The organism is Actinomadura geliboluensis, assembly GCF_043197915.1.
Lineage (GTDB): Bacteria > Actinomycetota > Actinomycetes > Streptosporangiales > Streptosporangiaceae > Spirillospora > Spirillospora geliboluensis.
Genome location: NZ_JBICUA010000009.1, coordinates 65021 through 85557 on the forward strand (window position 1 = coordinate 65021; position 20537 = coordinate 85557).

Consider the following 20537-nt stretch of genomic DNA (forward strand, 5'->3'; position numbering starts at 1 on the left):
ATGGCGTCCACCCTGTCCCGTCGTGCCCGGATCGGGCTGGTCGTCCGGCTCACCACGTTCGTCACCGTCACCGGCGTCCTCACCGCCGTCATCGGGATGCAGATCGCCCGCGTCGACACCGCCGGCGGCCGGCACGTCACCGCGACCTTCGACGACGCCAGCGGCCTGATGAAGGGCGACCAGGTCAAGATCGCCGGGGCGCCGGTCGGGCAGGTCGACGAGGTGAAGGTGGTGGACGGCAAGGCCCGCGTCGGCCTGACCGTCCGCCACGCGGTGCGGGTCCCCGCCGACAGCGAGGCCGCGATCCGCTGGCGCGACGCGATGGGCCGCCGCGTCGTCTACCTGGTGCCCGGCAAGAGCACCGCGACGATGCGGGACGGCGCGCACATCACGAGGACGCGGTCGGCCGTGGACGGCAGCGCCCTGCTCGACCAGCTCGGCCCGCTCGTCCGCGCCCTCGACCCGAAGCAGGTCAACACCGTGCTGGTGTCGCTGTCGGAGGCCCTCGACGGGAACGCCGGCAACATCGACCGGCTGATCGCCGACATCGACACGCTGTCCGCGACGATCGCCAAGCGCCGCAAGCTGCTGCGGCAGATGCTCGACGACTACGCGACCGTCACCGGCGTCATCGCCCGCCGCGACAAGCAGATCGGCTCCGCCGTCGACGACCTCGTCAGCCTCAGCGACGCGTTCACCGGCAACCGCAAGCTGATCGACGACACGCTCGTCCAGCTCGCAACCCTCGCCCGGACGTCCGACGCGCTGCTCGCGGGCAACGAGCGCGAACTCGGCCAGGTCGTGGACAAGCTGTCCGCGTTCTCGGCCGGGGTGAACCGCAACAGCGGCACGCTGCTGAAGGTGCTGCAGTCGGTGACGCCGAAGCTCCAGCACATCTTCGCCGCCGTCGACAACGGGCAGTACGTGGAGTCCGCGATCCCGTGCCTGTCGCTCGCCGCGCCGCCCTGCCCGTACCCGACGCGCCTGCCCGGCCCCCGCGAGGGCGCCGCCGGCATCGACACGCCGAAGGAACTGGAGAACCTCATGGTCGGGGGTGGCCGATGGCACTGAGATCCTTCCGCGACCGCAACCGGATCGCGGTCGGGCTGGTGTCGGCGGGCACGCTGGCCGCGCTGGTCGTCGCGGTGTACCTGGTCGGGACGCGCGGCCTGTTCCAGGACCGCTACACCGTCACCGGGGTGTTCGCCGCGACCGGCGGGCTGCGGTCCGGCGACGAGGTCCGGGTCGCCGGGGTCCGGGTCGGCGAGGTCGGCTCCGTCCGCCCCGACCACCGCAGGGGGTACGTCGTCGTCAGCTGGAAGGTCGACGGCGACGTGGACCTCGGCCCGAACACCCGCGCCGAGATCAAGGTCGCGAACGTGCTCGGCGGCCGGTACCTGCGGCTGTCCGGCCCGGTCGCGGACCCGCACCTGGCCGACCTGCCCGACGGCAGGCGCCGCATCCCGCTGGACCGCACCCAGGTCCCGACGACGATCAACGACGTGCTGGACGCGTCCACCCGCACGGTGTCCAAACTCGACACGAAGGCCATCAACAAGATCGTGGCCGAGCTGAACGGGATCGGGGACGACGACCGGGGCCGGCTCGGCCGCGCGCTGACGAACCTCGCGGGCCTCGCCGAGACGGTGAACGAGTCCGACCCGCAGATCAAGAAGCTGCTCGACGGCGGCGACCGGATCCTCAAGCTCGCGGACGCCAAGGACGCCGAGCTGTCCCGGCTGCTCACCAACGTCCAGGCCATGCTCGACGAGCTGCGCGCGCGCCGCACCGAACTGGCGGCGTTCCTCGGCTCCGGCAACCGGGCCGTGGCGAGCCTCACCCAGCTCATCGACGACCGGCAGGCGAAGCTGCTCACGCTCGTCGCCGACCTGCGCGGCACGCTCGGCACCCTGCGCCCCGCGACCGGCGACTTCAACCAGCTGCTCGCCTGGGCGGGGCCCACGCTGTCCGGGCTGTCCGGCACCGGCGGGCAGGGGCCGTGGCTGGAGGTCGTCGCGACCGGGCTCGGCCCGCTGTCGCCGAAGGACCTCGCCGACCTCGCCCGCATCGCCCCGAAGGGAGCCCGCCGATGAGCCCCGAAGGGAGCCCGCCGATGAGCCCCGAGGGGAGCCCGCCGGCGCGCCGCCGCGGACGCCCGGTGGCGGCGGTCGCCGTGCTCGTGCTGACCGCGGCGCTCGGCGGCTGCGGCATCGCCGCCGAGCCGACCTACCCGATGACGATCTACTTCGCGAAGGCGCCGTCCCTCTACGAGGAGTCGCAGGTGAAGGTGATGGGCGCCGACGCGGGCACCATCACCTCCATCAAGGACGAGAAGCACCGGGTCCGCGTCGACATCGAGGTGAAGCGGTCCGTGCCCGTCCCGGCCGGGGTGCACGCCGCGATCGACTCGTCCGACGCGCTGGGGGAGCGGTTCATCAGCCTGCACCCGGTGTGGAAGCCCGGCATGCCGGAGGCCGAGCCCGGCACGGTCGTCCCGCAGGAGCGCACCGAGCTGCCGGTCGAGATCGACGATGCGCTCGCCGCGTTCGCCAAGCTCAACACCTCGATCGACGCGGGCGCGCTCGGCCCCGCGATCCACCGCGCGGCCGGGTCCGTGCGCGGGCGGGGGCAGGGCATCAACGACGCCCTGCACAACACCTCCGAGCTGACCGGCGACCTCGCCGCGCAGGACGAGAAGATCGCGTCCCTGGCGAAGGGGCTGCACAGCCTCGCCGCCGACCTCAACGGGCGCGACCGCAAGCTGTCGGACCTGCTGCGGTCGTTCTCCACCACCAGCCGGACGCTCGCCGACGAGCGCACGCAGCTCCGCGACTTCGTGGCCGGGCTCGCCGCGGCGATCCGCAAGAGCGACGTGCTGATCACCGCCTACCGGGAGACGCTGCCGGCCACGGTCGCGGACCTGTCGAACATCGTGCTCAGCCTCAAGGGCAACGTCGCCGGGCTCACCCAGGCCATCGACAGCCTCGGCCGGTTCGCCGACGTCGCCGTCCAGGCATGGGACAAGCGCAACCACGTCGCCACCATCCGGCTCGTCGTGCACGGCACCGTCCGGGCCTGGCTCCAGCCGCTCTTCACCGCGATGGGCTGGGGGAACATCCCGTGCCTCGAAGGCCAGCCGACGCTCGCGGACTGCCAGCCGCCACCGGGAGGACGGGGATGAGAACGTTCGTGACCTGCCTCCTGGCGTGCGTCCTGGTGGTCGCCGCCGGGGGCTGCTCGCTGCAGACCATCGGCGCGCCGCGCGGCGACGTGACCCTCAACGCCACGTTCGACGACGTGCAGAGCCTCGTCGTCGGGCACAGCGTCCAGGTCGCCGACATCCGCGTCGGGACCGTCACCGGCATCCGGCTGGACGGCTACCGCGCCCGCGTCACCATGTCGCTGCGCGAGCGCGTCCCGTCCGGGACGACGGCGACCATCGCCAAGTCGTCGCTGCTCGGCGAGAACTACGTGCGGCTCAACCTGCCGGCCGGAGCGCGCCTGGACAGCGGACCCTTCCTGGCGTCCGGCGCCACGATCGGGAACACCAGCGTCCAGCCCGACCTGGAGCAGATCAGCGAGAAGGTCGGGCCGCTGCTCGCCGCCCTCGGCGGCCAGGACATCGCCACCATCAGCGCCGAGTCCGCGACCGCGCTGGGCGGCAAGGGGACGAAGCTCAACACGCTCATCGCCCGCGCCGCCGACGTCGGCGACCAGTACGCCGCCGCCAGCGCCGACCTCGGCCGCGCCCTCGACTCCCTCGGCCGGCTCGGACGCTCCCTCAGCAAGGGCTCCAAGGACCTCGAGCGGCTGCCCGGCAACGTCGAACTCGCCACCCAGCGGCTCCAGGACGACCGCGACAACCTCAAGCGCACCATCCAGGCGCTGCTGAAGCTCGCCACCTCCGTCAACGCCAAGGTGCAGAAGCGGCACACCGCGCGGCTCGCGGCACTGCTGAAGCGCGCGGACGAACTGCTCGCCGCCGCGCTGCGCGGGCGCGACGAGCTGAAGACCCTCGCCGGGACCGTGCTGAACTTCCTGAACGGGCCCTCGGTGTCGTCCAGCGGGCAGGCCCTCCTGTTCCTGTGGATCAAGGGCTTCCTGCCGCACCCCGGCGCCGCCGCCGCGGCAGCGTCCGGGACGTCCGGCAAACGGCAGAACCTCCAAGGATTGCTGGGGCCGCGCCCATGAGATATCCCCGCGTCGCCGTCAACCTCGTGTTCTTCGCCGTGCTCGGGGCCGTCCTCACGGTCTGGGCGGTTCGCAGCGTCATCCACATCGAGGCGCTCGAACGGCCCTTCACCGTCACCGCCGACTTCGCGTCCTCGCCCGGCCTGCACGGCGACCTGGAGGTCACCCACCTCGGCGTCCGGGTCGGCGAGGTCGGGACGGTCCGGCTGCGCGGCGACCACGTCGCCGTCGGCCTCGACCTCGACCGGGACGCGCGGATCCCCGCCGACGTGGGGGCGCGGGTGCTGCGCAAGTCGGCGATCGGGGAGCCGTACATCGAGCTGACCCCGGCGGCGTCCCCGTCCGCCGGGTCCCGGACGCTCAAGGCCGGCGACCACATCCCGGTCGCCCGCACCGCCGGGACCACCGACTACAAGCAGCTGTTCGACGGCCTCAGCCGCACCCTCGACGCCGTCGACCCGCGCGACACCCGGACGCTCGTCCACGAGCTGGCCACCGGCCTCGAAGGGCGCGGCACCGACCTGCACGACATGATCTCCGACGCGCACCGGCTGACCGGCACCCTCGCCGCCGACGCCGGCACGCTGGACGCGCTGGCCCGCGAGCTGACCCGCCTCACCGCGACGCTCACCGCCCACCGCGGCGATATCGCGTCCGGCGTGGACGACCTCGCGCTGCTCACCGCGTCCCTGCGGCAGTCGAGCCGCGACCTCGACAGCGTCCTCGCCCAGGGGCCCGGCGCCATGAAGAACCTGCACGCGCTGCTGCGGGACGCCCGGCCCGGCCTGGACTGCCTGCTCACCGCCGCCGCGACGCCCACCGCGCCGCTGATGACCCCCGCCAACCAGCGGAAGATCAACCACGTGCTGCGGCTCGTCCCGACGCTGCAGGCGCTCGTCTCCGACATCACCGCGACCGACGCGAGCGGCAAGTACCTGCGGGTCACGCCCGTCATCACGCTCACCGGACCGGCCAAGGCGGCGACCGAGTACACCACCCCGGTCCCGAAGCCCGCCGCGCCGAACCTCACCTTCTGCGCGGCGAGCGGGGCGGAGGGCCCGCAGGCCGCGAAGGGCGCCTCGAAGGTCGAGCCCACCCCGGCGGCGGGCGGCGGCGACGCCGGGACCGGTGCGCCCGCCGGCACGTCCCCGGACGGCGACCTGCGCCCGGTGAACGCCGGCGGGGCGGACCGGGACACCCGCTGGCTGCCGCTCCTGCCACCCGTGCTCGGCGGCCTCATCGCCGTCGTCGCCGTCCTCAACACCCTCCGCGTCGCCCTGCGCCGCCGTTCCCGATAGGCCCCTGGAGGACCCCGTGAGCAAGACCGACACCCGCCCGAAGGACGACGCCGAGGCCGAGGAGCCCGAGGTCGCGGAGGACACCGAGGCCGAGGAGCCGGAGGCCGTCGAGAAGGAGGCCGTCCAGAAGGAGCCCGCGCGGCGGGCGTGGCGGCGGGTGCCGGACAAGGCGTGGCTGGTGCGGGCGACGGTCGCGGTGGCGGTCGTCGGGTCGGCGGTCACCGCCGGGATGCAGTGGTACCAGGCCGACCAGGCGGCGCAGCGGGACGCGGAGCGGGCGCAGGTCAGGGCCAGTGCCGCCGAGTTCGGGCAGGCGCTGCTCAGCTACGACCACACCAAGCTGCAGGACGCTCGCAACCACGTCCTCTCGCTGGCGTCCGACGACTTCGCCAAGACCTACGACGAGGCGTTCACCGGCGGGCTCGAAGGCGTCATCGGCAAGCTGAAGGCGGACGCGACGGCGACCGTCCGGGCCGTGTACCTGGGGGAGGTCGAGTCGGGGACGGCGAAGGCGGTCGTCGTCATGGACTCCGAGGTGCACAGCACGGCGGGCACCCGCCGGGTCCTCGGGTCCTACCTCGACATGCGGCTGGTGCGGCGCGGCGGCGAGTGGAAGGTCACCGACGTCACCTCGGTCGGGGCGGCGAACGAGAGCATGACCGACCCGGATGGAAACCAGCAGAACCCGGGGAAGGCCGTCCCGACGCCGAAGCCGGGCGGCTGATACCCCCCGAGTCGGGGCATGGAACAGGGCCGGCGCCGCGAGCGGGGCAGCGACGCCGGCCCTGGGATCGGGGACGGGATGCGGTTCAGGCCGTGTGGGTTCAGGCCGTCGGGCCGGGCCTCACTTCAGGCCGTCGTCGAGGGCCTTCGTCAGGACGCCCGGGTCGCCGGACATCTCCCAGATCATGGCGCCGAGCAGGTTCTTGCTCCGCAGCCACGCCGTCTTCTTCTGGATGGACCAGGCGTCGTCGAACGACCACCACTGCCCGTTGTCGCCGGTGTAGCAGGACGTCGCGACCGCCTGCTCATCGTGGACGATCCTGCAGTTGGGCAGGCTGGAGATCAGGTTGCTGTAGCCGCGGGTGCCGGCCTCCTCCTGGAACTGGCCGGGCGCCGCGCCCTTCGCGTCCTGCCATTCGCCGCCCTTGCCGCCGTCGGTCACGTTCTGCCAGCCGCGCCCGTAGTAGGCGAGCCCGACGGTCAGCTTGCGCGGGTTGACGCCCGCGTCGAGGTAGGGCTGGACGGCGTTCTCGACGCTGAAGTGGAACGAGTACGGGTCGTCGGTGTCGGTGTAGAGGTTGCCCTGGTGGCCCGTCCGGTTGGGCTCCCAGGAGTTGTCGCTGCCCGCGCCGTGGAAGTCGTAGCCCTGGATGTTGAAAATGTCCATGGACTCGGCGACCTGGCCCAGCTCCCAGCCGGCCTCGATCTTCGCCGGGTCGGCGGGGGTGAAGGCCGACAGCAGGTACCGCTCGCCGGTCGACTTCGTCAGCTCGTCCAGCTGGCGGCGGAACTCCTCGATGAGCAGCGTGTTGTTGTGCTTGTCGTCCGGGCCGATGTGGTTGCCGGCGTGCCCCTCGGCGCCCGGCCACTCCCAGTCGAGGTCGATGCCGTCGAAGATGCCGGCGGCCGTGCCCGGCCCGCCCGCGCCGTTGTAGTCGGGCAGGTTGCCCTTGATGTAGGTGTCGATGCAGGACGCGACGAACTTCTTGCGGGACGCGTCGGTCTTGGCGACGTCGGAGAAGTACTTGGAGTACGTCCAGCCGCCGATGGAGATCAGCACCTTCAGCTTCGGGTACTTGGCCTTCAGCTTCTTCAGCTGGTTGAAGTTGCCGCGCAGCTTCTCCCAGCCGGTGTCGCCGACGCCGTCCACGGACTGCGCGGCGCTGAACGGCCGCCCGTAGTCGGCCTCGGCGTCGCCCGCGCCGTCGCCCTGGTTCGGGTCCTGCGGGTCGGACGTCGTGCCCTTGGTCACGCCCTGCAGGCAGGTCAGGTTCACCGGGTCGATGTTGGCGAACGCGTAGTTGATGTGGGTGAGGCGCGCGGCGTTGCCGGTCGTGTCGAGGTTCTTCACGAAGTACTGCCGCCCGTAGATGCCCCACTGGACGAAGTAGCCGACCCGCGCGTAGCCGTTCGCGACGACGTCGTCGGTCGTGACCTTCACGGCCGCGCTCTCCGCCGACAGGTTGTCGTACTTGTCACGGGCCCGGACGGTGAACGAGTACTCGGTCGAGGGGGACAGGCCCGCGACCGTCGCGGACGTGCCGGTCACGGTCGTCGCGACCTTGCCGCCCACCAGCACGTCGTAGTTCGCGACGCCGGTGTTGTCGGTCGAGGCCGTCCACGCGAGCTTCACGCTGGCGGAGTCCTTGCCGGTGCTGTGCAGCCCGGACGGGACGGACGGCGCCTGCGTGTCATCGGCGGGGTTGTTCGTCTTCACGGTGACGGGCGCGCTGGCGGGGGACAGGTTCCCCTTCCGGTCGCGGGCCTTCACGGTGAACGTGTAGTCGGTGTTGGGGGTGAGGCCGGTGACCGTGGCGTTCGCGTCCGGGACGGTCGTCGCCAGGGTCGAGCCGTTGTAGACCTCGTACGCGGTGACCGGCAGGCTGCCGGCCTGCGCCGCGTCCCAGGCGAGGGAGACGGTCTTGGTCGTCTTGACCGTGACCTTCAGCCCGCCGGGCGCGTTCGGCGGGACGTCGGCCGACCCGTCGCAGTTGGCGTCGTTGACCCGGCAGCTCGTCGGCTCCGCGCCGGACCGGCTGACGGTGAACGTCGGGCTGTACGGGTCGGTGGTCCGCCCGGCGCCGATCGAGGCGTTGTAGTAGGCGGGGCTGAGCGTCACCGTGGTGCCGCTCTGGCTGATCGAGCCGTTGTCGGCGTTGCTCGCCGTCACGCCCGCCGGCAGGTCGAACACGATCGACCAGTTGCTCACCGTCGCGGAGGTGTGGTTCGCGACGACGAACTTCGCCTGCGTCCCGCTGACGGTGTACTCGGCGGTCACCCCGTTCAGGACGGGCGGCGGCGCGCCGGTGCCGTCGCAGTTCGCGCCGTTCAGCAGGCAGTTCGACGGCTGGACGGCCGAGCTGAGGGCGAACGTCGGGCTGTACGGGTCGGTGCTCCCGCCCGCCTTGACGGTGTTGATGTAGAACGCCGGGGTCAGCGTGACCTTCGTGCCGTTCTGCGTCAGCGTGGCGTTCTGCGGGTTGCCCGCCGTCACCCCGGAGGGCAGCTCGAACGTCAGCTTCCAGCCGGTCACGGCGGTCGTCCCGGGGTTGCTGACCACGTACTTGCCGGTCGTCCCGGACAGGCTGAACGCCGCCGTCAGCCGGTCGGCCGCCCGCGCGGGCGCGGCGGCCAGCGCCGCGACCACGACGAACGTGAGAAGGATGCCGATTAATCTGCGCATGCGTACACCTACTTCTGGGGGAGCTTCTTCTGGGTCGGGGAGCTCTTGTAGGCCGGGGAGCTTCTGGCCCGGGCGCCGAGGAACGCGAGCATCTGGTCGATCTGGGCGGAGCGGGACCGCTCGACGCGCCGCGCGAGCCGCTTCGTCCACGCGTCCCGGCCCTTGCCGGTCTCGAGCCGCGCCATCTGGACGGCGTCGTCCTGATGGGCGATCAGCAGGTTGAGGAACGCGCGCTCGAACCGGTCCGGCGGGGTCTTCGCGAGGGCCGTCAGCTCGGCCTCGGTCGTCTGCGGCATCCCGCCGTGCGCGGCGTGCGCGCCCGGGTCCGCCCGCAGCGGCCGCCGCCAGCTGCGCAGCTGCCCCTGCATCTGCCGGGCCTCGGCGACCTCCGTGGTCTCGATCGCCGCGGCCAGCGTCCGCACCTCGGGCCGGACGCGGTGCCGCTCCGCGAGCCGGACCAGCTTCACGCCCTGCTCCTGATGCGGGAGCATCATCTGCAGGAACATCACGTCGGATGCGTTGAAGCCGGCCCCGCCGCGCGCCGCGGGCGCGGGGCCACCGGACGGGGATCCGCCGGTGGTCCCGCACCGCACGATCAGCAGCAGGCCGCACACCGCGAGCAGCGCCGCGGCGGACCTGGACCATGCTCGGCCGCTCATCGCGCGCGCCTCACCGTGCCGCGCTCAGACCTGGCGCCAGAGCGCGGCCGTGTTCGGCGGTTCCCATCCGGCGATCGCCGTGTGCGCCTGGAGGCACGCGTAGGTCACGCCGTTGTAGGTCACCCGGTCGCCGGTGGCGTAGGACGTCCCCGCCTGCCAGGTGCCGCTCGGGGTCTCGGTCGGCGTGGGGGTGGGTGTCGGTGTCGGGGTGCCGGTCGGGGTGGGCGTGGGTGTCGGTGTCGGGGTGCCGGTGCCGCCGAAGTCGACGTCCGAGCAGGTGTAGAACGCCTCGTCGCTGTAGGCGACCCGCTGCCAGATCGAGTAAAGGACGTGGCGGCCGGTCCGCGGCGGGATGTTGAGCGTCCACTTGGTGTACGTCGTCGGGTTCACGTGCGTGTACGACGCCAGCGGGACGAGGTCGGCCCAGCGCAGCGGCTGCGTCGGGTTCCAGCCCTCGCGGGTGATGTAGAACTCGAAGTTGCTGTCGGCGTGCGGCGCGGTCGCGTGGTAGGTGATCGTCTGCGGCCCGGCCTTCATCGGCGTGGCGGGCCAGTCGGCGCGCTGCAGGTCGAGGCCGCGGAACTTCGCCCGGCCCGCGCTGCACAGCTGGCCGTCCGGGATGATCTCCCGGCTGCGGCCGCCGGCGTTCAGCAGCGACACCTCGTTCCAGTCGTAGAACGCCTGCGTGCCGCTGGCCGCGACCGCGGCCTTGCACGCGTCCGACTGCGGGGTCTCGGGGTCCTCCAGGAAGCAGGTGTAGACGCGGCTCGGCGGGTCGGACATCGTGCCGTGCGCGCTGGCGGCCGTCGCGCCGCCGAGCACGACCAGAGCGGACGCGGCCGGCACGGCGACCGCGACCGCGGCGGCCCTGGGACGGATCGATCTCATGTGCTTCTTCCTCCGTGGGGGTGGGATGCCGTGAGGCGGCTGGGGAAGGGGGCGGGGAGGTCGGGGCGGGAAGGCCGGGGCGGGGCGGGAGGTCAGGGCAGGGAGTTCAGGAAGGGCTCGTGGCTGTTCATGAACTCCCAGCCGTAGTAGCGGTCCCAGTTGACCGACCAGGTCATCAGGCCGCGCAGGTCGGGGGACGTCCCGCCGCGCAGCGTGTAGCCGCCGCAGCCGGACCCCTTCACCAGGCAGGTCACCGCCTGCTGCACCTGCGTGGGCGGCGTGTACCCGTTGCCGGCGCTGACCGCCGCGGGCAGCCCGATGCCGATCTGGTCGGGACGCAGCCCGGGGAACGTGCGGCCCGTGTTCGCGACCGGGAACCCGGCCTTCACCATGTCGGTCATCGCGATGTGGAAATCGGCGCCGCCCATGGTGTGGTACTGGCCGTCCAGGCCCATGACGGGACCGGAGTTGTAGTCCTGGACGTGCAGGACGGTCAGGTCGTCCCGCATAGCGTCGATCACCGGGAGGTAGGCGCCCGTGCGGTTGTCACCGCCGCCCGACCCGCCGTAGAACTGGTGCCCGACCTGCACGAAGAACGTCTCCGGCGCCATCGTCAGGACGAACTTCGCGCCGTACTTCGCCTTCAGCGACTTCAGCGCCGAGATCAGGTTCACGATGACCGGGGTCGTCGGGTTGCGGAAGTCGGTGTCGCCCGCGTTGAGGTACAGCGAGTGGCCCTCGAAGTCGACGTCCAGGCCGTCCAGGCCGTACCTGTCGATGATCGCGGAGACCGACCGGACGAACGCGTCCCGCGCGGCCGCGGTGGTGAGCTGCACCTGGCCGTTCTGGCCGCCGATCGAGATCAGCACCTTCTTGCCCTGCGCCTGCTTCGCGCGGATCGCGGCGATGAACTCCTCGTCGCTCTCCACGTTCGGGCATTCGCCGACCGGGCACCGGGTGAACCGGATGTCGCCGGACGTCGGCGAGGTCGGCTCGCCGAACGCGAGGTCGATGATGTCCCACGCGTCCGGGACGTCCGCCATCCGCACGTAGCCGGAGCCGTTGGCGAAGCTCGCGTGCATGTAGCCGATCAGGGCGTGCTTGGGCAGACCGGTGTTGACGCAGCCGGTCGTGCGCGCGCTGACGGGCTCGGACTCGGCCGACTCGCCGACGTCGTTGTAGGCGGCGACCGTGTAGGTGTGCGAGGTGCACGCCGCCAGGCCGGAGACGGTGGCGCTCGTCCCGCCGGTCACGGTGGCCTTCACCGTGCCGCCCTCGTAGACGCGGTACCCGGTGACCGTCCCCGACGACGCGCCCCAGTTCAGGGCGACCGAGGTGTCGGTGACGGTTCCGAGCTGCGGCTTTCCGGGGGCGCCGGGGACGCCCGGCTGCGGCTCGCCGCCGGGGCCGTCGAGGACGACGTCGTCCGCGTAGTACGTCCCGTTGCCGTACCAGCCGTGCAGGAAGATCTGCGCGGACGTCTGGTTCGCCCCGGTCGTGAACGTCACCGACAGCTGGGTGAAGTCGGCGGCCGACGGCGTCCAGGTGGACGGCCCGCCGGTCACGCCCAGGTACACATAGTTGCCGCGCACCCAGGCCGACAGCGTGTAGGCGGTGTTCGGCCGGACGGCCACCGTCTGCGCGCACTGGCCGGGGCTGCCCGCCGTGACGCCCCCGGCGAGCGCGTGGCTCCCCGTCCGGACGGGACTGGACACGACCGACCCGCCGTCGCACGCCCACGGGCTCAGCGACCCGCTCTCGAACCCCGCGTTGGCCAGCACGTTCGCCGCCTGCGCCGGGGCCGTGACCCCGACCAGCAGCCCCGCGAGCAGCGCCGCGAGGACCCAGATACTTCGCATCTCCGGCCTCCTACGGCAGCGTGTCGAGGTGCGGGCCGACGGTGCTGGCGAAGCCGCCGCCGTTGGTGACGTCCCAGTTGATGGACCAGGTCATCGCGCCGCGGATGTCGGGGTAGGTGCGGGACGGCTTGAACGTGCCGCACCCGGTGCCCTTCGCCAGGCAGTCGAGGGCGTTGTTGACCGCCGACGGCGTCACGACGCCGCCGCCCGCCGCGCCGGGCCCGGCCGGCAGCCCGAGTCCCACCTGGTCGGGGCGCAGCCCGCCCTCCAGCTGGATGCAGGCCAGCGCGGTCATGAAGTCGACCGTCCCCTGCCCGTACACCTTCTGGTCGCAGCCGAGCATCGCGCCCGAGTTGTAGTACTGCATGTTGACGACGGTGAGGATGTCCTTGATCTTCAGCGCGAGCTGGAAGTAGGACGCGCCGGTGGACTGCATGTCGAGCGTCTGCGGCGCCATCGTGATGATCAGGTCGGCGCCGGCCTTGGCGCGCAGGGCGCGCAGCGCCTGCTCCATGTACGTCGGGTTGAGGCCGTTCTCCAGGTCGATGTCGACGCCGTCGAACCCGTACTCGGTCATGAGCGCGTAGACGGTGTTCGCGAAGAGCTGCGCGGCGGAGCCGTCCGCCACCCGGATCGCGCCCTTCTCGCCGCCGACGGACAGGATGACCTTCTTGCCCTTGGCGTGCAGCGCGGCGATGTCCGACTTGAACTGGGCGTCGGTGTAGCCGCCGAGGGCGGTCGAGAGTTCGGGGTCGACGCGGAAGGTGACCTCGCCCGCCCGCGCGGTGGCCTCGCCGAACGCGACCGCGATGAGGTCGTACTCGTCCGGCACCTGGGAGAGCTTGAGCTCCTGGGCGGGGTTCACGAAGTCGTGCCAGTAGCCGGTCAGGAAGTGCCGGGGCAGGGGACCGGTCGCGCATCCGCTGGTCGTCCCGGTGACGGCGTCGCCGGCGGCCGACTCGCCCTCGTCGTTGTACGCCTTGACCGTGTAGGTGTGGGTCTCGCACTTGGCGAGACCGCTGATCGTGGCGGACGTCCCGGTGACGGTCGCCTTCACCGCCGTGCCCTCGTAGACGCGGTACCCGGTGGGCGCGCCCGTCGCGGCCTCCCAGGTGAGCGTGAGCGAGGTGTCGGTCTTGCCGGTCACGGCCACGGACTTCGGTGTGCCGGGCTTGCCCGGATCGGTGGGACCGCCGTCGCAGGGCGCGCCGTTGAAGGTGCAGTTCTGCGGGCTTCCCGGACCGTTCCCGAGGAAGCCGAACGTGACCGAGCCGCCCGCCGGGATGGCGGCGTTGTAACCGCGGTCGGTGAACGTGTTGTGCTGCCCGTTCTTGGTGAGCAGGGCGTCCCAGTAGGAGCCGACGGTCGTCCCGGCGGGCAGGTCGAACTCGACCCGCCAGCCGTTGATCGCGGCGCCGGTGCCGTTGGTGAGGGTGAACCGTCCCTCCCAGCCCGAGCCCCAGTCGGCGGGCTTGCTGAACGTCGCGGACGCGCCCGCCGCGGCGTGCGCGGTGGCCGGGACGAGCAGGGCGAGCAGGAGGACGGCGAGGACACTGAGAACAGAGCGGGGGCGCAAGGGCTACTCCCTCGGTTTCGACGCTGGCGGATTCCCCCGAACCCCGATCGACCGCATTTGACAGTAAAGTTTCCTATCTATTTGCGAGCAAGATAACCAGCGTCCGTGACCTGGGCAACCCCCTGATGTTCCGCCCCTGCTCAGACCACCCCAGCTTGGACACCGAACCACCCGAGCCCCGTCCGAATATCAGCATGAAACGCCATGAAATGCGGGTTTCTTGGGCAACAGTCGCCAGCGGCGGTCGCCGGCGACCCCGGGACCCGAGGGGCCCATCGGTCGCTGGGAGTAGGTCCATCGCCTCAGGCGCGCTTCGCGCCCACCTGGCTAGGGTCGATCCTCATGGAGAGCGCAGGGATCGTTCGTCGCCAGAGCGCGGAACGCATACGCGACACCCTGGAGCGGCTCGCCACCGAGCGGGACATGTGGGTGTCGACGGCCCACCCCGACCACGGGCCGCACCAGGTGCCGCTGTGGTTCCTGTGGGACGGGCGAGCAGTGTGGATGTGCACGGGCGCCGCTTCCGCTACCGCGCGAAACGTCCGCAAGGAGCCGCGCGTGCGCCTGTCGCTACCGGACACCTTCGACGTAGTGCTCCTCCAAGGTCAGGCGGAGTACTTCCCGGACCGGGAGGTGCCCCCAGACGCGGCGGACGCGTTCGCCGGCAAGTTCGGGTGGGACCCGCGCACGGAAGAGGGCTCCTTCGTCTATGTGCGCGTGGTCCCGAAAACCGTGCACGCCTGGCGCGGCGAGCCGGAACTGAGCGGGCGAGTCATCATGCGCGACGGGGCCTGGTTGGAGCCCTAATTGTAGGAGTGCTGTCCCCACCCTGCGCTTCTTGCGGGACATAGTTGAACGGTCTCGCTCAACTCATCGCCCGGACACAGACCGGCGACCCCGATGCGATCGAAGCCTTCGTCGCCTTGCCCCGCGACGCTTAGCGGTCGAGGATGGCGCGGAGGGTGGAGTCGGCGGCCTGCTCCGGGGCGCCGGTTTCAGGGGCGGCGGTGTTCCATTTCTCGGCGTAGGTTTCCACACTTTCGCGGAACGATTTCGTCAGTGCGGAACCGAGCAGGAGCCCGGCGACTGAGACCAGGTGCCGTGCCCAGGTGCGGCCTTTGACGGTGGCGGTGACGTCCACCGTCCATTCCCCGTTGTTGGCTGTGACACGGTCGACGGTCAGAGCCGCCTCGCCCGCCGGGTTCTCGGCGGTGCCGGTGAGGAGCGGAGCGGGAGAGGCGCCCCACCAGCGCTCGACGCCGGCCTCGGCCGACGCGGTGACGTGCGAGTATCCCTCGAAGCTGCCCGTGAAGCCGGCGCGGACGGCGGTGGGTCTGCGGGCGCTGTCGATCTCGACCCATCCCGCCTGCGCGTCGTCCGGGCTGTTGAACTCGATGCGGTTCGGGCCGTCGAGTTTCCAGGCCGCCACGTGCACATCGAGCGGCTCGACTTCGTCTTCCGGGACGAAGGCGATGCGGTACCTGGTGCCGGGGTTGATGTGCTTTCCCTTGAGAAGGCGGACGCCGAAGGCGCCGGGCTCTTTCTTGGCGAGCCGGCCCTTGGAGAAGCGCAGTCCCTCGATTCCTTGATGGAGGGCTGCTGTATATTCTTCGGCCCATTCGCGGGACACGGCCTTGAGTGTCACGCGATGCTTGAAGTCGAGCGTCTCCTGCATGCCGCGCTTCGCCATTCCGGGCACTTCGGTGTTCCAGGCGGACACGGCGCCGGTGAAGCCCTCGTCCAGTGCGCGACGGATGCGGCCTCGCGCGATGAGCAGACCCACCGCCGCGAACGGCCGGATGAGGGAACGCCCGCCGAACCGCGTCGTGGTCCGGACGGTCCACTGGCCTCGCTTGTCCTTGCGTCGTGTGATCTGTAGATCGGCGAACGCGAACGGGTGGACGACCCGGACGGAGATGGGGGACGTCTTCGGCCCGAGGAGGGACCACCACTCCTCGGCCCGCAGCTCGCCTTCCCACCGTGCGCGCCGCAGCCCGCGAAACGGCTTCGGGCCCTGGTAGTCGCCCGTGACGCGGACGCTGTGGAGCCGCCGGGCGGACATCCGCAGATCCAGCCGCAGGTTGACCCTGTGAGCGCCGGAGACGACCGCGGCCTCGATCCGCGACTCGCCGACCCGGTTCCAGGCGGGGACGTGCACATCGGCGGTCAGGCCGTCCGTCTCGGCGCGGTAGCGGGCCCCGGCGGCGAGATGCCGGCCCTCCACCAGGCGGACGTCGTCGATGACCTCGTCACCGAACGCGAACCCGTCTTCGGACATCGGTGCCTGCTCCGCCGCGTCCAGCAGCGCGCGTACGACCTGGTCCAGGAGTTCGCGCGGAAACGGAACGAGCGCGGCATCGCGTCGCAAACGGGCCATGCGGGTCATGATCCTGTAACGGCCGCCGCCTGACCAGTGGAGCGCGTGCTCCGCGTGCGGTCAGCCGCGGGTTCGGGTCGCCCAGAACAGAGCGTGGCCGGTGTCGCCTTCGGGGACGAACTGCTGGTCGGTGACCTCCAGGCCGCTCTGGTCGAGCCACGCGCGGTAGGTGGCGGCGTCGGCCTGGCTCCACCACATGGTGGTGCCGCCGCCGAGCCAGTCGTCGTCCGTGCCGGTCCAGGCGTCCTGGCCGGTGGTCGCCAGCAGCCGGCCGCCGGGGCGCAGCCACCGGGCGATGGCGCGCAGGAGGCGGGGCTGCCGGTCGAGCGGCATGTGGATCAGCGCGTAGAGGCAGACCACGGCGTCGAAGGACGCCGCCGGGAAGTCGAGGTCGGTGGCGTCCGCGCGGAGGAAGGCGGCGCCGGGGACCAGGGCTCGGGCCCGCTCGATCTGGACGTCGCTGATGTCGACGCCGGTCACGCGGTGTCCGGCGGAGGCGAGGCGGCGGGCCACGGGGACGCCGCAGCCGCAGCCGATGTCCAGGACGTGCCCGCGCCGGGGGAGGCCCGCCAGCAGGGCGTCGAGCCAGCGGTCGTAGTGCTCGACCGTCTCGTGGTCGCCTCGGTAGTGGTGGGAGAGGGCGTCGTAGCCGGTGCGGACGAGGTCGGCGGGATCGGTGGCCATGCCCGCAGGGTAGGCGCGCCCGCGCCGGGCGGGGGGCGGCCCGCGTCCCGGGAGGGGGGACGCGGGCCGCTTTTCGGGGGTGGGTCAGAAACCGGCGCTGATCTTGGTGAACTGCCAGTCGGTCTGGTCGGTGCCGCTGCCGGGGCGGTCGCGGTTGACCGACCAGAAGGTGAACCGGGCCAGGCCGTGCGACGTGGCCCAGTCGCGGATCCGCGTCCAGATCGCGGTCGTGGTGATCTCTCCCTGGTCGGAGCTGCCGTTCATGCCGGAGATGCCCATGTGGGCGTAGGCGTCGGCGTCCGACCAGCCGAAGGCGGAGGTCAGCGCGGACTTCAGGCCCTCGGACGCCTGGACGGTGTTGCCGTACATGTCGGCGCCGCCGCCGAAGTTGAACGGCATGATCGAGAAGATGTCGACGGGGACCTGGAGTTCGGCCGCGCGGTCGATGAGGCGCTTGCCCCAGTAGTTCGGTCCGGTGTTGAGCGTCGGCATCGTCAGGATCGTCTGGATCCCGGGGTTGTTCTGCTCGATGATCTTCAGCGCGCCGAGGATGCGGTCCTGGACGGCCGCGCTCTCGAACTCGTCGCTGTTCTCGATGTCGACGTCGATGGCCTTGAGGCCGTAGGCGTCGATGACCTGCTGGTAGGCGCCCGCGAGGGCCTGCGGTGTGGAGCAGTTCGGGCCGAGCTTGTTGCCCGACCAGCCGCCGATGGACGGCATCACGTCACCGCCGGCCGCGCGGATCTTGGTGATCGCCTGCTCGTCCACGCCGCCCTTGAGCGGGCGGTTGCTGTCCCACGCCGGGGTGCAGCCGCCGCCGGACAGGATGAACGCCATCGTGAACCACTTGATCCCGGACGCGTTCATCACCGTGGTCGGGTCCGGCGGGTTGCCCCAGCCGAGGTACAGGTAGGGCGCGGCGTGCCGGGAGACGGGCGGGACCGTGCAGCCGGTGGTGGTGGCGGAGACGGGCGCGCTCGCCGCGGACTCGCCGACGCCGTTGTACGCCTTGACCGTGTAGGTGTGGCTGGAGCACTTGGCCAGGCCGCTGATGGTGGTGCTCGTGCCGGTGACGGTCGCCTTGACGGACGTGCCCTCGTAGACGCGGTAGCCGCTGGTCTGGCCGGACGAGGCCGACCACGACAGCGTCAGCGACGTGTCGGTCTTGCCGGTGACGGTCGGGGCGCCGGGTGCGGACGGCGTGCCCGGCTCGGTCGTGCCGCCGTCGCAGGAGCCGCCGTTGAGCTTGCAGCCCTGGGGCGTCCCGGTGCCGCTGACGATGAAGCCGAACGAGACGGAGGAGCCGGCGGCGACGGCGCCGTTGTACTCGCGGTTGGTGAACGCGGCGTGCTGCCCGGACTTGGTGAGCAGCGCGTCCCAGTAGGTCCCGACGTAGGAGCCGGACGGGAGGTCGAACTCGACCTTCCACGACGAGATCGCCGAGCCGGTGTCGTTCTTGATCGTGTACTTGCCCTCGTAGCCCGAGCCCCAGTCGGACGCCTTGGCGAACGTCGCGGTCACCGTCGCGGCGGCGTTCGCCGGGACGGGGGAGAGCAGGGCGAGGACGAGGGCGCCGAGGGCGGTGAACAGGAAACCGGGGAGAAGTTTTCTTCGCAAGGTCACTCCCGGGAAGGAGACGGATGAGCGGGAATCCCCCGAACCCCGAGCGGGTCGTGCTGCGCGCTCCCTTCTTCTGATAGGAAACTTTCCTATAAATCGCCTGAACGGTAACCGGCCGGAAGCGCGCTGGCAACCCCCTTCCGGCGGCCCCCGGGGGGCCGCCGGGACCAGTCCCGCTCGCGGGCCGGACCAGTGCGGCGGCGGCCGGAAAAAGTCGCCGGGCGGCGGCCTCGTCAGGCCACCGCCCGGCGCTGGGGCGGGTTCGCGCGGTCTGGTTCGCGCGGGTCTAGGACGTGACGGCGCACTGGCCGCGGTCCACGCGCCGCGGGCCGGCCGCGGTGGGGCGGACGTCGAAGTCGAAGAGGGCCGTGGGCAGGTAGAGCGAGCAGCAGGCGTTCGGGATGTCGACGACGCCGCTGAGCCGGCCCTCGATCGGCGCGGCCCCGAGGATGAGGTACGCCTGCTCGCCGGTGTAGCCGAACTTCTTCAGGTACTCGATGGCGTTCAGGCAGGCGTTCCGGTAGGCGAGCGTGGCGTCGGTGAAGTGGTTCGTGTCCGTCTCGTGGTCGACGGAGATGCCGATGAAGGAGATGAACTCGTCGTAGCGCGGCTCGACGTTGCCCGGCATGAATATCGGGTTGGTGGTGACGCCGTACTTCTCCATGCCGCCCTTGATGAGGTCGACGTGCAGGTCGATGAAGCCGCCCATCTCGATGGCGCCGCAGAAGGTGATCTCGCCGTCGCCCTGGCTGAAGTGCAGGTCGCCGCCGGACAGCATGGCGCCGGGGACGAAAACCGGGAAGAACACGCGCGAGCCCCGGCTGAAGTTCTTGATGTCCTGGTTGCCGCCGTTCTCGCGCGGCGGGACGGTCCGGGCTCCCTCGCGTCCGATGCGCTCCAGGTCGGCGCCGCCGAGGCGGCCCGCGAGGACCTCCCGGGGCTCCGGCGGCAGGGCGAGCGGCGGCACCCGGTCGGGGTCGGTGTCGATGAGGGCCTGCTCGCGGGCGTTCCAGCGGCGCAACATGTCGGCGGACGGCGCCGTGCCGAACAGGCCGGGGTGGGTGATGCCGGTGAAGCGGACGCCGGGGATGTGGCGCGAGGTCGCCTGCTGGCCGTGGAAGTCCCAGATGGCCTTGTAGGCGTCGGGGAAGTGGTCGGTGAGGAAACCGCCGCCGTTATCGCGGGCGAAGATGCCGGTGTAGCCCCAGCCCTGCCCGGCGACGCCGCCCTTCTCCTGCGGGACGGGGCCGATATCGAGGATGTCGACGATGAGGAGGTCGCCGGGCTCGGCGCCCTCGACCGCGATGGGGCCGCTCAGCATGTGGTTGACGTTCAGGTTCAGGTCCCGGATGTCGTTGGCCGAGTCGTTGTCGCCGACCTGCCCGTCCATCCATTCCCGCGACTCGATGCGGATCTCCGACCCCGGGCGGACGGTGGCCGCCGCCGGGATGTCGGGATGCCACCGGTTGTGTCCGGGCACCCTCTGGTCGCGCATGGATTTCGACTGGTCGACGCTGAACACGACCTCGGGCATCTTTTCCTCCGGTGCTTTCCCTGCGTTTCTCTGTTTCCGGTCAAGGGTGGGGGAGTTGTGCGTGCCTGGGGTCGGCGGGCGGTGCGGGCGCGCGCGGCGGCGCGGCCGGCGGGCGGCCGACCACGCGGGGCTCGTGCGCACTGGCCTCCTGGGCGTCGTAGGCGCGGGCGAGCGGGCGGGACGTGCGGGTGACCAGCGGCGGAGTGAAGACGCGGGGCGCCTCGCCGCCGCAGGACGCGCAGGGCTCCGCCGGCCCGGCCGTCCCGATCGGCCGGGAGACGTCGAACGGTCCGCACCCCGCGCACCGGTACCGGTAGATGGCCACGGCAGCCTCCAATGCCTCCACGGCGGACCATTCCGCGGAGAACGGCGGATAAACGGGTCGGTGAGCGGCGGGAAGAGCGGTATTCCGGTGGAAGTCGCCGCCGTTCACTGACATGATCGT

General features: G+C 71.5%; 17 protein-coding genes. 7 read left to right on the forward strand and 10 right to left on the reverse strand.

Annotated features, from left to right (window positions below; all coding sequences use genetic code 11):
- Genes ACGFI1_RS27465 through ACGFI1_RS27490 form a run of 6 tightly spaced genes read left to right on the forward strand, consistent with a single transcriptional unit; the run spans position 1 to position 6213 of the window.
- Entirely contained in the window at positions 1 to 1071 is a 1071-nt protein-coding gene (locus ACGFI1_RS27465; protein WP_392789178.1) for an MCE family protein, read from the forward strand.
- Positions 1062 to 2093, forward strand: a complete 1032-nt coding sequence (locus ACGFI1_RS27470) for an MCE family protein (RefSeq protein WP_392789179.1) — start codon at positions 1062 to 1064, stop codon at positions 2091 to 2093. Before ACGFI1_RS27465 ends, ACGFI1_RS27470 begins: the two co-directional genes overlap by 10 nt.
- On the forward strand, positions 2090 to 3181 hold the full coding sequence (locus ACGFI1_RS27475; RefSeq protein ID WP_392789181.1) for an MCE family protein: 1092 nt from the start codon (positions 2090 to 2092) through the stop codon (positions 3179 to 3181). The genes ACGFI1_RS27470 and ACGFI1_RS27475 overlap by 4 nt, the downstream gene beginning before the upstream one ends.
- Positions 3178 to 4191: an MCE family protein gene (locus ACGFI1_RS27480; protein ID WP_392789184.1), complete on the forward strand. Its 1014-nt coding sequence runs from the start codon at positions 3178 to 3180 to the stop codon at positions 4189 to 4191. The genes ACGFI1_RS27475 and ACGFI1_RS27480 overlap by 4 nt, the downstream gene beginning before the upstream one ends.
- Positions 4188 to 5489: an MCE family protein gene (locus ACGFI1_RS27485; RefSeq protein WP_392789186.1), complete on the forward strand. Its 1302-nt coding sequence runs from the start codon at positions 4188 to 4190 to the stop codon at positions 5487 to 5489. The genes ACGFI1_RS27480 and ACGFI1_RS27485 overlap by 4 nt, the downstream gene beginning before the upstream one ends.
- Before the next feature lie 16 nt (positions 5490 to 5505).
- Positions 5506 to 6213, forward strand: coding sequence for a hypothetical protein (locus ACGFI1_RS27490; RefSeq protein WP_392789188.1), 708 nt, complete (start codon positions 5506 to 5508; stop codon positions 6211 to 6213).
- 120 nt (positions 6214 to 6333) lie between these two features.
- Here ACGFI1_RS27490 and ACGFI1_RS27495 read toward each other — a convergent pair whose 3' ends face one another.
- The 5 genes from ACGFI1_RS27495 to ACGFI1_RS27515 all read right to left on the reverse strand — a co-directional run bounded on the left by ACGFI1_RS27495 (position 6334) and on the right by ACGFI1_RS27515 (position 13877).
- Positions 6334 to 8895: a glycosyl hydrolase family 18 protein gene (locus ACGFI1_RS27495; RefSeq protein ID WP_392789191.1), complete on the reverse strand. Its 2562-nt coding sequence runs from the start codon at positions 8893 to 8895 to the stop codon at positions 6334 to 6336.
- A gap of 8 nt (positions 8896 to 8903) precedes the next feature.
- The gene (locus ACGFI1_RS27500) at positions 8904 to 9554 is read right to left on the reverse strand and encodes a DUF305 domain-containing protein (RefSeq protein ID WP_392789193.1); all 651 of its coding nucleotides are present in this window, start codon (positions 9552 to 9554) and stop codon (positions 8904 to 8906) included.
- 24 nt (positions 9555 to 9578) lie between these two features.
- Positions 9579 to 10442: a lytic polysaccharide monooxygenase gene (locus ACGFI1_RS27505; RefSeq protein ID WP_392789196.1), complete on the reverse strand. Its 864-nt coding sequence runs from the start codon at positions 10440 to 10442 to the stop codon at positions 9579 to 9581.
- A gap of 92 nt (positions 10443 to 10534) precedes the next feature.
- Positions 10535 to 12301 carry a chitinase gene (locus ACGFI1_RS27510; protein WP_392789199.1) on the reverse strand — a complete coding sequence of 589 codons (1767 nt, stop codon included), beginning with the start codon at positions 12299 to 12301 and terminating at the stop codon, positions 10535 to 10537.
- Between the two features lie 10 nt (positions 12302 to 12311).
- A complete protein-coding gene (locus tag ACGFI1_RS27515) occupies positions 12312 to 13877 on the reverse strand; it encodes a chitinase (RefSeq protein WP_392789202.1) in 1566 nt (521 codons plus the stop codon).
- 342 nt (positions 13878 to 14219) lie between these two features.
- On the opposite strand from ACGFI1_RS27515, the gene ACGFI1_RS27520 reads away from it, so the two are divergent.
- Positions 14220 to 14684 (forward strand): pyridoxamine 5'-phosphate oxidase family protein, encoded by a 465-nt coding sequence (locus ACGFI1_RS27520; RefSeq protein ID WP_392789205.1) that lies wholly within the window; start codon positions 14220 to 14222, stop codon positions 14682 to 14684.
- A 130-nt stretch (positions 14685 to 14814) separates the two neighbouring features.
- On the opposite strand, the gene ACGFI1_RS27525 is transcribed toward ACGFI1_RS27520, so the two are convergent.
- The 5 genes from ACGFI1_RS27525 to ACGFI1_RS27545 all read right to left on the reverse strand — a co-directional run bounded on the left by ACGFI1_RS27525 (position 14815) and on the right by ACGFI1_RS27545 (position 20417).
- Positions 14815 to 16254 (reverse strand): hypothetical protein, encoded by a 1440-nt coding sequence (locus tag ACGFI1_RS27525; protein ID WP_392789208.1) that lies wholly within the window; start codon positions 16252 to 16254, stop codon positions 14815 to 14817.
- A gap of 60 nt (positions 16255 to 16314) precedes the next feature.
- Positions 16315 to 16938: a class I SAM-dependent methyltransferase gene (locus tag ACGFI1_RS27530; RefSeq protein WP_387075646.1), complete on the reverse strand. Its 624-nt coding sequence runs from the start codon at positions 16936 to 16938 to the stop codon at positions 16315 to 16317.
- A gap of 84 nt (positions 16939 to 17022) precedes the next feature.
- Positions 17023 to 18555 carry a cellulose binding domain-containing protein gene (locus tag ACGFI1_RS27535; RefSeq protein ID WP_392789210.1) on the reverse strand — a complete coding sequence of 511 codons (1533 nt, stop codon included), beginning with the start codon at positions 18553 to 18555 and terminating at the stop codon, positions 17023 to 17025.
- Between the two features lie 289 nt (positions 18556 to 18844).
- Positions 18845 to 20092: a formamidase gene (gene fmdA, locus ACGFI1_RS27540; protein WP_392733396.1), complete on the reverse strand. Its 1248-nt coding sequence runs from the start codon at positions 20090 to 20092 to the stop codon at positions 18845 to 18847.
- Positions 20093 to 20132: 40 nt separating this feature from the next.
- Positions 20133 to 20417 (reverse strand): zinc ribbon domain-containing protein, encoded by a 285-nt coding sequence (locus tag ACGFI1_RS27545; protein ID WP_392789212.1) that lies wholly within the window; start codon positions 20415 to 20417, stop codon positions 20133 to 20135.
- Between the last annotated feature and the right edge of the window lie 120 nt (positions 20418 to 20537).